The sequence below is a fragment of the Laspinema palackyanum D2c genome (assembly GCF_025370875.1).
Classification (GTDB): Bacteria; Cyanobacteriota; Cyanobacteriia; order Cyanobacteriales; family Laspinemataceae; genus Laspinema; species Laspinema palackyanum.
Window position 1 is genome coordinate 223962 of sequence record NZ_JAMXFD010000005.1, and the last position, 12719, is coordinate 236680.

Sequence of the window (12719 nt, forward strand, 5' to 3'; positions counted from 1 at the left end):
TAGATTAGGGACAATTTGTCACAAAATATTAGAACTGTAGTGATTTGTAACAATTCTGCCCGAGTCCAAGGGAAGGGTCTGCTGTCTTCTCCCGCCGATACTCCCCGTCCCACTCTTCTAGCCCATAGAAATTTCTTTTCTAGGGGGAATTTTTGTAAAAGATTGTCATCATTAGGTTTATCTCATGTCATCTCAAGTCTTTGAACAGTCGATTCACATTCAGGCGAGTCCTCCGGTGGTTGATTACTGTATTACCGATCGCACATTAATGCACCAGTGGTTGAATCCCGCCTTACGTTGCGAACCGATTGGTGAATGGGATACCTCTGTGGGGGGTCGCAGTCGGTTTATTTTGAATATTCCGCTGTTGCAACCGAGTTTAAATTGTGCGATCGCCCAACGGGAACCGGGACTGATTGTCTGGGAGTTTCAGGGATTTTTTAAGGGTTGCGATCGCTGGGATTGTCAACCCGACGGCAATCAGACTCGACTCGTCAATCGTTTTGAATTTGAAATTCCCAATCCTTTAGTCGCCTGGGGCTTCAATCTGTTTGCCGCCACTTGGACCCGGAAAGATATGCAGGCCCAACTCCATCGCCTCAAACAAATTGCTGAACAAATTGCTCCGAATCTAGCCGAAAGTTAATCCGTTAAAAGTTGTTTCTAAAGAAAGATTGACAAAAATAAAAAGATATGCAGCAGCGGTTTTAATTTTATCCTTACTCATTTTCCTGCCAACGGAGGCGATCGAGAATTTGCCGAATTACTGAGGCATCTTCGGCATGAGGAACGCGGTCCAAATAGGTTTGTAAGTCCTGACGGGCCTGAGCCCATCGGCCATTTTGATAGTAAAATAAACCGCGATCGCGCAATTCCAACGGTGAACCTGGAAACAACAGCAAAATCCGTTCGATCGCCCCTAGACATTTCTCCGAATCCCCGCGATTCAGATAAATCATCTTCAAATTGGTCAGCATCCGGGCCAAAAACTCTTTGCGCGTCACCGCTTTTAAAAACTCCGGACGCATGGACACTTCCGGACCGTAAATTTGCTGGAGACGTTGTTGGCAGTCTTCCTCAAACAACACCTCCCCCCGATTAAACGCATCTACAAAAATACCCGCCCCTTCAAACTCTGGGCGAATTAAAAAATGTCCGGGCATCCCGATTCCCACCATTGGAAAATCCAGCCGCCTTGCAATTTCCAGGTAAATTAAGGCTAGGGTGATGGGGATGCCAGTGCGACGGGCGATCGCATCGTTCAGGAAACTATTACAGGGGTCATAATAATCCCGGGTATTGCCAGTAAACCCTAAATCTTCATAGAGATAGTCATTGATTGCTTTAACAATTCGCAAGGGATAGCGTTGATCCTTTAACCGTTGTGCAACCTCCTGGGCCATCACATCCAGGACATTGAGATATTCCGCCGGATCCAGGGTGGGATATTCTTCTTGCGCGATGTACAGCGCTGCCTTGGCGAGATCGATTTGGTCGTCGTTTTGGTGAATCTCTTGGTAGAACGATTGCCGCGCTAGGGGAAAGTTCATCTGAATTTAAAACGAGTAAATAGAATTGCCCTGGGGTCTCAAGGCGATCGGGCCTATCTCCCCCTGAAGATAGCAAAGATTTGACCCCCTGATTATTTTTTACCTCAATGACTTGATTGGGTGAAGTACCCTAGAAACGAAACCGAAACAAGGCAACTGCACCTGTCGTCCCCCCAAGCGCTTACTATTAAGGTTATGACTCTTGTTACTCTACCCCTAGCCTTGACCTTTGCCTCCCCAGGCCCGATCATCGTCGAAATCGGACCCCTAACCATCCGTTGGTATGGGTTCTTAATTGCGACTGCTGTCTTGATTGGCGTCAGTCTCTCGCAATTTTTGGCCAAACGCCGCAACGTCAACCCGGACCTAATGGGGGACTTGATCCTCTGGTTAGTCGTTGGCGCAATTCCCTTAGCGCGACTGTATTATGTTTTGTTTCAGTGGGAAAACTATGCCGATAATCCCAGCCAAATCTTTGCCATTTGGCGAGGAGGGATTGCCATTCACGGCGCAATTCTTGGCGGGACGATCGCCACGTTAATTTTTGCCCGACTCAAACGCATTCCCTTCTGGCAATTAGCCGATTTAGTCGCACCCTCTGTAATTTTAGGTCAGGCGATCGGACGCTGGGGCAACTTCTTTAATTCCGAAGCCTTCGGCAGACCCACGGATTTACCCTGGAGACTCTACATCCCCCCGGAATCTCGTCCCTTTCAATATGTTGGCGAGCAATATTTCCATCCCACTTTTTTATATGAATCCCTGTGGAATCTGGCCTTATTTGCCTTATTACTGTTTTTATTTTTTCGAGACTTACAAGGCAAACCCCGTTTAAAAGTCGGCACCTTATTTTTAGTCTATATGGCCGTCTATAGCTGCGGTCGCTTCTGGATTGAAGGGTTGCGACTCGATAGCTTAATGTTCGGTCCCCTCAGAATGGCTCAGTTTGTCAGTTTAACGGGTATTGTCTTAGGAATAGCGGGATTAATCTGGCTTTATGGGTTCAATCGTCCTTTGCCGGATGTCGTATCCCGCAGCAATGGGGAAACCTCTTCTTCCTAGAAATTTCCCCAAAAAAACCAGGACAAGAAACCGGGTTTCTTACCCAGATTTCGGGAAAATTTCCCCAGATGTTGTCAAGAAACCCGGTTTATAACTTTTACTGTAAACCGGCCTGAACATTGACCCCAAAAAAGAAAAAACCCTAGAATAAATTCTAGGGGTGAATCAGGGTGCATCTACCAGTGCTTGATTACCTCATAGCCTGGGTACTATCCGGAACCTTCCCAATCCTTTTGCTTTTTTGTTTGATTTTGATGTCAAAACTCCAACCAACGGACCAAGAACCAACCGATCGGGCTGTACTTAAACCCGGCGTTTATATCGTTGGGGCCGGACCGGGTGACCCGGATTTATTAACGGTCAAAGCTCAAAAAATCCTGGCGATCGCCGATACCATTCTCTACGCCGACTCCCTCATTCCCCAACAAATTTTAGCAGGGGTTCGCCCAGATGCCGAAGTCATTCCCACCAGCAATAAAACCCTAGAAGACATCTTACCGATCATGATTGACCGCGTGCGCCAAGGTCAGTCTGTCGTTCGCCTCCATTCTGGGGACCCCAGCCTCTACAGTGCTATCTCCGAACAACTGCAATTCTTAGCCGATGCGGACATTCCCTGTGAAATTATCCCGGGAATTAGTGCCTTTCAAGCAGCAGCAGCCAAACTCAACCTGGAGCTCACCATCCCTGAACTGGTGCAAACCATCATCCTGACCCGGGTCAGTGGTCGAGCCTCTTCCGTCCCGGAATCGGAAGAATTAGCCGCTTTAGCCGCCCATAAAGCTAGTTTGTGCCTGTATTTAAGTGCGCGCCACATTGAAGAGACTCAAGCCAAACTGATGGAACATTATCCCGCAGAAATGCCAGTCGCCATCTGCTACCGGATTGGATGGCCCGATGAAAAAATTGTGGTGGTCCCTCTGAAAGAGATGGCGCAAGTCACTCAGGCTGAAAACTTAATTCGGACCACCCTGTATTTAATTAGTCCAGCTTTGGCGGAAGTGAAAACCCAGGGGGGGAAAGAAACCGGGCGATCGCGCCTCTACCATCCAGAACATAGCCACCTGTTTCGACCGACCCATCCCCAGGGATGACGCCCCGTCGGATACTCTAATATAAATGACCATCAGTTCTGTATCGAAAAATAGGTAAAGCCTTGCTAGACGAACAAGCCAAAAAAACAATCCTCCGCAAGATTCCCCACGGACTCTATATTTGCGGTGTCAAAGATGGGGAAAATGTCAACGGATTCACCGCCAGTTGGGTGATGCAGGGGTCTTTTGAACCCCCCTTAGTCATCAACTGTGTGAAACAAGATTCCGGGTCCCATGCCATGATTGAAGCCAGTGGCGTCTTTGCTCTGAGTGTCTTAGAAGCGGGACAAAAAGACTTAGCCCAAAAATTCTTTAAACCCCAGCGCCGGGTGGGGGATAAATTTGAAGATGTGGAGTTTTATTTGGGAGAAACCGGCTGTCCGATTATCTCAGACTCCCTGGGGTATGTGGAATGTAATGTGGTGGGTTCGGTGAAAAAGGGCGATCACACGGTCTTTGTCGGCGAAGTGATTGCCGCAGGAGTCCACCGCGAAGGGGAACCCTTGTTGCTGGAAAGCACCGGATGGAATTACGGCGGATAATTTGGGATAGAGACTGTTTCGGGATCCCGATTTGAATCAGAAAGACGCAAGTTAGAAGGTCAATTTATGCCCCTGATTAAAGTTAAAACTTCCGTGTCTACACCGGAGAATGCTGCAATTGCGACCCTGCTCAAGGGACTTTCCTCCAGCTTGGCGAAGCATCTGGGAAAACCTGAATCTTATGTGATGACGGCGTTTAATGCGGATGTGCCGATGACATTTGCCGGAACCTTTGACCCGGTTTGCTACATCGAAGTTAAGAGTGTAGGGACGATCCGTCCGGAACAAACACAAGCGATGAGCAAAGATTTTTGCAATAAGATTCATCAGGCGATCGGGGTTCCGCAAAATCGGATCTATATCGAATTTACCGATGCCGAGGGTTCCATGTGGGGCTGGAATGGCTCCACGTTTTAAGTTTTAGCCGGATTCATAATGGTCCTCCGTTAGTTCAGGGCTAGGACCTCGGTTCCCAATTCCATGAGTCGGACCAGAAACCGGGTTTCTGACCCTAATTTGTTGCCTCTGAGCAGAAATTAGGTCAAGAGACCCGGTTTGTCTGACTCTGACTGTACCGCCCTATCGGGGGTGGCTTTTTTTGGAGGGTGGGGAGATGGAGAGGGGAGATGGAGAGGCGCACTCCCTCGGAAACGGATTTCCGACTCTATACTGGAGGGGGTCGAAAATGTTGTAAATCTTTACAACGGAAGCGCTTGTGATACTATCGGGTTGGTGTGCGAGGCCAGATGCCTGTCAAGCGGCTCTGACTAATGGTGGTGGAGGAGACATCAAGGAGTGCAAAATAATCCCATGAAAGCTCGGCAATTGAATCATCATAACCAGAAAAGTCAACCGGAACCCTTGCGAATTGGGGTGATTGGCGTGGGCAGTATGGGACAGCATCATACCCGTGTTCTGAGTTTGCTCAAAGATATTGAATTAGTCGGTGTGGCTGATGTTAATGTAGAGCGCGGACTCGACATTGCCAGTAAATATCGGATTCGCTTTTTTGAAAATTATCAAGATTTGCTGCCTCATGTGGATGCGGTTTGTATTGCGGTCCCCACGCGCCTGCATCATGCGGTAGGAATGAGCTGCCTGCGATCGGGGGTTCATGTTTTAATTGAAAAACCGATCGCCGCGAGTATTGCTGAAGCGGAATCTTTGGTGAATGAGGCAGCAGAGTCGGGATGTATTCTGCAAGTGGGACATATTGAACGGTTTAATCCGGCATTCCAGGAATTGAGCAAGGTCCTCAAAACGGAACAAGTGCTGGCGATCGAAGCTCACCGCATGAGTCCTTACAGCGATCGGGCAAACGATGTCTCCGTCGTCTTAGATTTAATGATCCATGACATCGACCTCATTTTAGAATTAGCTGCCGCCCCTGTTGTGCGATTAACCGCTAGTGGCAGTCGCACCAGTCAAGACAGGTCGGAAGGTAATTCTTATTTAGATTATGTAACCGCAACCTTGGGATTTGCCAATGGCGTGATTGCCACTGTCACCGCCAGTAAAGTCACCCACCGGAAATTACGACGCATCGTCACCCATTGCAAAAATTCCCTAACCGAAGCGGATTTTCTCAACAATGAAATTTTAATCCACCGGAAAACTACGGCGAATTATAGGACCGAATATGGTCAAGTGCTGTACCGCCAAGATGGCTTAATCGAAAAAGTTTATACCAGTAATATAGAACCCTTACACGCCGAATTAGAACATTTTATCCAATGTGTTCGCGGTGGCAATCAACCCTCAGTCGGCGGAGAACAAGCTCTCAAAGCCCTGCGATTAGCCAGCTTAATCGAACAAATGGCCCTCGATGGTCAAGTCTGGAATGTAGATAATTTAGAGTTTGTCAAACCCACTGGCGTCAGTTTTGGGTAACGCGAACCCATCTCGTAGAGTGGCAATGCATCCTTAAATAACTGTAAACCATGAAAATCCCCATTGAGATAGATCAACAACTGATTGCAGAGGCTCTAGCCTTGAGCAACTTTTCCACAGAAAATCAATTAATAGAAGATGCTTTGCGGGAATACATTCAACGGCGTCAGCAACAGAAAATATTAGAATTATTTGGGACAATAGATTATGAAGAAAGCTATGATTACAAACAGCAAAGAACCCTAGAATGAAGGCGATCGTTGATACTTCAGTCTGGTCCCTTGCCTTACGACGGAATAGCCCGCCCGATGAGATTTCTCAGGGTAAGGCATTGCGAGATTTGATTACAGATTGAAGAGTAGTTTTGCTGGGTGTAAATTGAGGCGATCGCAGGGCAATCCATTAATTTAGATCCGGTTGTGATTAGCGGCTCCTGGGTTATAATATCCTCAATGTTTTATGGAAATCTGCTGTTGATTCCACTGAATTAATGTTGGGCGGTCAGTTTGCAGGGGCGAACCCATGAGTTAGATATGAACAAAAGTTTTAGGGAAATTGTCTGTTGATGCCTAGCAGCGGTGGATATTTGCAAATCATTTAGTGATGACTATGATTATTTCTCATATTGTTCTAAAAAATTGGCGTAATTTTCGCTTAGTAGACGTTGATTTACAAGACCGAGTATTTCTGGTGGGTCCTAATGCTTGCGGAAAATCAAATTTTTTGGATTCCTTGCGATTTTTGCGAGATTTGGCTAAAGATGGAGGGGGGTTGCAGAAAGCAGTCAGGGATCGGGGAGGTCTGTCTAAAATTCGTAGTTTGTATGCCCGTCGGTATCCAGATGTTGAGATAGAAATTCATTTAACAGAATCGGGTTCTGAACAGATACTTTGGCGTTATGGAATTGGAATAAAACAAAAAAAAGGGGGGCAAAATGACCCAATTGTTGCTTATGAACGAGTCTGGAAAGGCAATAAGCAAATCGTTGATCGACCCAATTTTGATGATGAAAAAGATGAACTTAGGCTGACTCAGACTTATTTAGAACAAATTAATGCCAATGCCGAATTTAGAGATATTTCTAAGTTTCTGGAGACGATTCTCTATCTACATTTAATCCCTCAGCTTGTTCGCCATCCCGAAGCATTTGGAATTCCGGGATTATCGGAAGACCCTTTTGGCAGAACCTTTTTAGAACGAGTAGCTAAAACTCCGGAAAAAACTCGAAAATCTCGACTTAAAAAAATTGAAGCGGCTTTACAATTTGCGGTCCCCCAATTAAAAAATCTCACGGATACTAAAGATGTAATGGGAGTCCCTCATCTGGAAGCGGTTTATGAACATTGGCGTCCTCAAGCAGGCAAACAACGGGAGGATCAGTTTTCTGATGGCACTTTACGTCTCATTGGGTTACTGTGGGCACTTTTGGAAACAAATTCTTTATTGCTACTAGAGGAACCCGAACTGTCTTTAAATGCCGGGATTATTAGTAAACTTCCGGCTCTCATTTATCGTCTTCAAAGTCGAAAAAAACGGCAAGTCATTCTGAGCAGTCATAGTGCCGATTTACTCGCCGATAAAAGTATCGGAGGGGAAGAAGTGTTATTGATGACTCCTACTCCGGACGGAACTAAAGTTCAACAGGCGTCCTCAATTGCAGAGATCAAACCCTTATTAGATGCGGGTTTGAGTGTTGCTGATGCAGCTTTACCCCATACAATTCCGCCGGAAGTTGCGCAACTGAATTTGTTTACATGAGCGATATTCCTATCACCCTAGCGGTTGAAGATGTTTTGAGTGAAGCAGTGCTCCGGGAAATGCTGAAGCAATCTCAGCGACCTTTTTCCATTGGAAATTGCTTAAATAGGGGAGGGTATGGCTATCTCAAAAGAATTGTTCCAGGATTAAATAAGGCGGCTCAGGGGATGCCTTATTTAGTTTTAACGGATTTAGATCAATATGAATGTCCCCTCACCATTATTTCTCATTGGTTGGATACACCTAAACACCCCAATCTTATCTTTAGAGTTGCAGTTAGAGAAGTAGAAGCCTGGTTGTTAGCTGATCGCGAGGCATTTGCAGAATTTCTGGGGATTTCAGTCACTTTAATTCCTCAAGATGTCGATGCGATCGCCGATCCAAAACAAAAACTAATTAATTTAGCCAGAAAATCCAAGAACAAAACTCTCCGCGAAGGGATTGTTCCCAACTCTAAAACCACCGCTAAAATCGGGAGAAATTACAATGGTCAACTGATTCCATTTGTCAAGCAAATCTGGAAGGTGGACTCAGCAATTCCTAACTCTTCCAGTTTGGAACGTGCCATGAAGGCGCTGCTCACCTTCCAGCCGAACTACGAAACATGAGTAATCAATAAATATAGGGGCGATTCGTTTTCTCGCCCCTCCATTTAAGGTAGATTCTGCCAGACTGTGTAAGCCTTAATTCCCTTACAACTGTTTGACTTCTGAGACCAATTTATTAATCACCTCTTTGGCGCTACCAAACAGCATCATGGTCTTATCTTTGTAGAACAAATCATTATCAATCCCGGCAAATCCGGTACTCATCCCGCGTTTGATAACAATGGTATGACTGGCTTTATCTACTTCCAAAATTGGCATTCCGTAGATGGGACTGCCGGAATTGTCTCGGGCGGCAGGATTGACTACATCGTTCGCGCCAATCACTAAGGCGACATCAGTGCGATCAAATTCGGCATTGATATCTTCCATGTCATACAACTGTTCGTAAGGCACATTGGCCTCCGCTAGTAAGACGTTCATGTGTCCAGGCATCCGACCCGCTACGGGGTGAATGGCATATTTGACTTCTACGCCTAATCGGTCTAATTGATCGGCCAATTCTCGGACTGCGTGCTGTGCTTGGGCGACGGCCATGCCATATCCGGGAACGATGACGACGGAACGGGCATATCCTAACATCATCGCACTTTCTTCGGAGTCGATGGAGCGGACGGTTTTATCGCCCATGTCCCCAGTAGCATCAGCAGTTCCGCCACCTTCCCCGGTTCCGAAGGCGGCAAACAGGACGTTGGTCAGCGATCGGTTCATCGCTTTACACATAATCACGGTCAGGATGATCCCCGAGGCACCGACTAAGGCACCGGCGACGATCAGCATATTATTCATGACCACGAAACCGGCAGCGGATGCAGCTAAACCCGAAAAAGAGTTTAACAGGGAAATCACCACGGGCATATCCCCGCCGCCAATGGGAATCACGAACATGACACCCAGGACTAAGGAAACGCCGGTTAAGGCCAAAAATACTGGGGTATTTAAGGGATTGAAGGCTAAATATACACTGCCAACGAGGAAACCGCCGAAGAGGAGGGCGTTGACAGGTTGTTGCAAGGGAAAGGTAATCGGTCTGCCGGTGACGAGTCCTTGCAATTTAGCAAAGGCCATGAGAGAACCTGTAAAGGTAATCCCCCCGATTAAGATGCCGAGTAAGGCGGTGATGGTGGTATCCAGGGGTGGTTCCTGGAATTTTTGATAGTAGCGCCAGAATTCACCGACGGCAATGAGGGCAGAGGCAGCACCCCCAAATCCGTTGAAGAGACCGACCATCTGCGGCATGGCGGTCATTTCCACTTTCTGGGCGGAGACAACTCCAATCACGGAACCGATCGCAATCCCAATCAAAATCATCTCGTAATTGAGCACTTGGCGATCGAGTAGAGTTGCCACGATCGCCAATAACATCCCCACCGATGCTAATAAATTTCCGTTGCGGGCCGTCGCCGGTGAACTCAACTGTTTCAGACCGACGAAAAATAAGGATGATGCTACTAAATAGCTTAACTGTATTCCAGTTGGGATTAATTCGCTCACGCTTTCACCTCTTTTTTCTTGAACATTTGCAACATCCGATCGGTCACGAGAAATCCACCGACAACATTAATGGTGGAAAACACGACGGCAATTAATCCTAAAATCACCGTAACACTCCAATCCCGGTCTCCGGCAACGATGATTGCACCTAAAAGGGCAATCCCGGAAATCGCATTCGCCCCGGACATTAAGGGGGTATGCAGGGTGGGTGGTACTTTGTTGATGACTTCAAATCCAGCAAATGAAGCTAGAACAAACACAAATAAAGCAGAAATGATGGCTTCGGGCATCTTGATTCAATACTCCGGTTGATTGGTTCTTGGGAAAATATAGCGGTATTCGGGTGAATGTAATTTTAAGAAGTGCGAGCATCTTGCTCGCTAAACATGAACATTAGCGAGCAAGATGCTCGCACTCCTTAATAATCCAACATTCAGACTTGACCTCAGTTGCGAAGAAAACCGCTTGAGGAAGACCGATAAAGGATGAATTTTCATCCTTCATCCTTCATCCTTCATCCTTCATCCTTCATCCTTCCCAAAATTACACTTTTCCCCCAACAACTTCTAACGCTTCCCGCACTCGGGAGTTGCGAATTTCATGACCGTGGGCAACGCAGGTACTGCCGATAATTTCGTCAGAAAAATCTAGGTTTAAGGCGTTGTCTTTGATCATGTACTGAATGAATGTGGCGATATTTTTTGAGTACATTTGCGACGCATGGACGGGCATGGAAGCGGGTAAGTTAATCGGACCGACTATGGTTACACCATTGCGAACGATATCTTTTCCGGCTTCGGTATAGGCGCAGTTGCCCCCTTGTTCCGCAGCTAAGTCCACGATCGCCGCCCCGGGTTTCATCCGCGCAAACATTTCCTCGGTAATTAGTCTCGGCGCTTTTTTGCCGGGAACTTGTGCTGTGGTAATCACAATATCGGCAGCAGCCACCGTATCGGAAAGCACTTCCTGGGTGCGTCGCTTGGATTCTTCGGAAATTTCGCGGGCATATCCCCCTTCTGCCACGGTTTCTTCATCAAGTTTGACCTCGACGAATTTGGCCCCAAGGCTTTGTACTTCTTCTTTCACCGCAGGGCGAATGTCGAAGGCTTCCACCACGGCACCGAGACGACGGGCAGTGGCGATCGCCTGCAATCCGGCCACCCCTGCACCCATTACCAACACTTTCGCCGGTCGAATGGTCCCGGCAGCGGTGGTTAACATGGGGAAGAATTTCGGGGCAGTGGCAGCCGCCAGCAGGACCGCTTTATATCCGGCGATCGCCGCTTGGGAGGAAAGGGCATCCATGCTTTGGGCTTTAGTGGTCCGGGGGATCATTTCCATACTGAAGGCGGTGATTCCCCTTTGGGCGAGGCGATCGACGATGACTGGATTACCCAGGGGATTCAGAAAACTGACCAGTGCACTGCCTTCGCGCAGTTTGTGAATTTCCTCTTCCCTAGGGGCCGCCACTTTCAGCAATAAGTCCGCTTCGCCCCACAGTTGAGCGCTATCGGCCACAATCTTAGCGCCAGCAGATTCATAAGCGTCATCGTAAAAAAACGATTGCTCTCCTGCGCCAGCTTCCACGAAAATTTCGAGTCCGGCTTTGACTAACCGCGCCACCATATCTGGGATTAAGGCAACGCGACGTTCTCCCACTTCGATTTCTTTTGCTACAGCTATTTTCATCGTTTCTCCTTATGGGTTAGACCCATTAAATTAGTGAGGGGGACTGAACAAGGCAGGGGGTAGGGTAGCCTCTCTTCGGGGGTGAGTGATGACTACCGGGGCTTTTTGAGCGCTCTTCTCTCAATGGTGTTAAGTTTACTAATTTTTTTGGGGGTGGCTGATCCCGGAGGGATGGTGCTTTCTATTAGCAAGGGTAGAGACATCCGTGGTACTTTCTACAGGTTAGGGAGTGCGCTTCAAGTTGAGAAACCATGACATCCGTCAACTGATTGCTGAGAAACTGGGGTTGAGCTTTTGCCGTTTTGCATCGTATTCGATCCCCACGCACTTGTCCATTTTTTATCTATTCTGGGTAAATTTATCAAGAAAAACAGAAGCGTTCGCCGTCTCAAGGAGCGGCAGGCGTGCGATCGCCATCGACCGTCCTGCTTCGAGATGAGTTTAGATGGGTCATCCCTCCTCTGTCAACCGGGGGAATCCGTAACCTTTGCCCTCGATATTAGCGTTTTTTTTTCGCCCTTGTTCGGCTGAATTCCCCTTTATCTCGGAGTTTTAATATAAATTCGGATAACTTTATCTTTGTTTGCTGACAAATCTGTAGAAAAACTTATGTTTTGGAGAAAGGATCCGATTAGTTGATGGGGATCGCTCGGTTTACGGTGCGATCGGTCTTCAGAACCTTTAGTTTTCTGGTCCCCTCCCCTTGGCAAGGGGAGGGGACCGGAGGTGCAGTGAACTCTTGTAAGCCCTCAAGGGTGTGGGCCCCATTTACCATTTCAAAAAAGCGGCTTCGGGACCTTGCTCATAACGCAACTTGGCATCTTTCTCAAACCAAGCAATGATCTCCTCATGGGTGAGGGACTCCATTGGCACTCCCGAATCTGTAGCGATATGTCGGAGTAACTTCAACGAAGAAATCGTCAGGCGAGTTAAAAACTTTTCATGGGACGCCAGGAGAGCGCCATCAACGGCGTAGGATTCTTCTGGGGTTAAAAATTGGGCAGAGGGTTCGGGAGAAGCCATAGTTTTTTATTT

At 47.3% G+C, this 12719-nt stretch carries 14 protein-coding genes; 9 read left to right on the forward strand and 5 right to left on the reverse strand.

Annotated features, from left to right (window positions below):
• The first annotated feature begins 184 nt into the window (after positions 1-184).
• Positions 185-646: an SRPBCC family protein gene (locus NG795_RS09105; protein WP_367288343.1), complete on the forward strand. Its 462-nt coding sequence runs from the start codon at positions 185-187 to the stop codon at positions 644-646.
• A 73-nt stretch (positions 647-719) separates the two neighbouring features.
• Here NG795_RS09105 and NG795_RS09110 read toward each other — a convergent pair whose 3' ends face one another.
• Positions 720-1550, reverse strand: coding sequence for a SirB1 family protein (locus NG795_RS09110; RefSeq protein ID WP_367288344.1), 831 nt, complete (start codon positions 1548-1550; stop codon positions 720-722).
• A gap of 195 nt (positions 1551-1745) precedes the next feature.
• Here NG795_RS09110 and lgt point away from each other — a divergent pair, with 195 nt between their 5' ends.
• The 8 genes from lgt (at position 1746) to NG795_RS09150 (ending at position 8504) form a co-directional block, all read left to right on the forward strand.
• The gene (gene lgt / locus NG795_RS09115; RefSeq protein ID WP_367288345.1) at positions 1746-2612 is read left to right on the forward strand and encodes a prolipoprotein diacylglyceryl transferase; all 867 of its coding nucleotides are present in this window, start codon (positions 1746-1748) and stop codon (positions 2610-2612) included.
• Between the two features lie 254 nt (positions 2613-2866).
• The gene (gene cobM / locus NG795_RS09120; protein WP_367288346.1) at positions 2867-3706 is read left to right on the forward strand and encodes a precorrin-4 C(11)-methyltransferase; all 840 of its coding nucleotides are present in this window, start codon (positions 2867-2869) and stop codon (positions 3704-3706) included.
• A gap of 62 nt (positions 3707-3768) precedes the next feature.
• Positions 3769-4248 carry a flavin reductase family protein gene (locus NG795_RS09125; protein WP_367288347.1) on the forward strand — a complete coding sequence of 160 codons (480 nt, stop codon included), beginning with the start codon at positions 3769-3771 and terminating at the stop codon, positions 4246-4248.
• Between the two features lie 66 nt (positions 4249-4314).
• Entirely contained in the window at positions 4315-4665 is a 351-nt protein-coding gene (locus NG795_RS09130) for a phenylpyruvate tautomerase MIF-related protein (RefSeq protein WP_367288348.1), read from the forward strand.
• Positions 4666-5058: 393 nt separating this feature from the next.
• Positions 5059-6138 carry a Gfo/Idh/MocA family oxidoreductase gene (locus tag NG795_RS09135; protein WP_367288349.1) on the forward strand — a complete coding sequence of 360 codons (1080 nt, stop codon included), beginning with the start codon at positions 5059-5061 and terminating at the stop codon, positions 6136-6138.
• Between the two features lie 50 nt (positions 6139-6188).
• Complete coding sequence (locus tag NG795_RS09140; RefSeq protein ID WP_367288350.1) at positions 6189-6389, forward strand: type II toxin-antitoxin system VapB family antitoxin; 201 nt, start codon at positions 6189-6191, stop codon at positions 6387-6389.
• A gap of 352 nt (positions 6390-6741) precedes the next feature.
• Positions 6742-7896, forward strand: a complete 1155-nt coding sequence (locus tag NG795_RS09145) for an AAA family ATPase (protein WP_367288351.1) — start codon at positions 6742-6744, stop codon at positions 7894-7896.
• Positions 7893-8504 (forward strand): hypothetical protein, encoded by a 612-nt coding sequence (locus NG795_RS09150; RefSeq protein WP_367288352.1) that lies wholly within the window; start codon positions 7893-7895, stop codon positions 8502-8504. The genes NG795_RS09145 and NG795_RS09150 overlap by 4 nt, the downstream gene beginning before the upstream one ends.
• Positions 8505-8588: 84 nt before the next feature.
• Here NG795_RS09150 and NG795_RS09155 read toward each other — a convergent pair whose 3' ends face one another.
• The 4 genes from NG795_RS09155 to NG795_RS09170 all read right to left on the reverse strand — a co-directional run bounded on the left by NG795_RS09155 (position 8589) and on the right by NG795_RS09170 (position 12707).
• Positions 8589-9995: an NAD(P)(+) transhydrogenase (Re/Si-specific) subunit beta gene (locus NG795_RS09155; protein ID WP_367288353.1), complete on the reverse strand. Its 1407-nt coding sequence runs from the start codon at positions 9993-9995 to the stop codon at positions 8589-8591.
• Positions 9992-10285 carry an NAD(P) transhydrogenase subunit alpha part 2 gene (locus tag NG795_RS09160; protein WP_015151532.1) on the reverse strand — a complete coding sequence of 98 codons (294 nt, stop codon included), beginning with the start codon at positions 10283-10285 and terminating at the stop codon, positions 9992-9994. The genes NG795_RS09155 and NG795_RS09160 overlap by 4 nt, the downstream gene beginning before the upstream one ends.
• A 253-nt stretch (positions 10286-10538) precedes the next feature.
• A complete protein-coding gene (locus NG795_RS09165; RefSeq protein ID WP_367288354.1) occupies positions 10539-11684 on the reverse strand; it encodes a Re/Si-specific NAD(P)(+) transhydrogenase subunit alpha in 1146 nt (381 codons plus the stop codon).
• Positions 11685-12452: 768 nt separating this feature from the next.
• On the reverse strand, positions 12453-12707 hold the full coding sequence (locus tag NG795_RS09170) for an NDH complex assembly factor CRR9 (protein ID WP_367288355.1): 255 nt from the start codon (positions 12705-12707) through the stop codon (positions 12453-12455).
• Between the last annotated feature and the right edge of the window lie 12 nt (positions 12708-12719).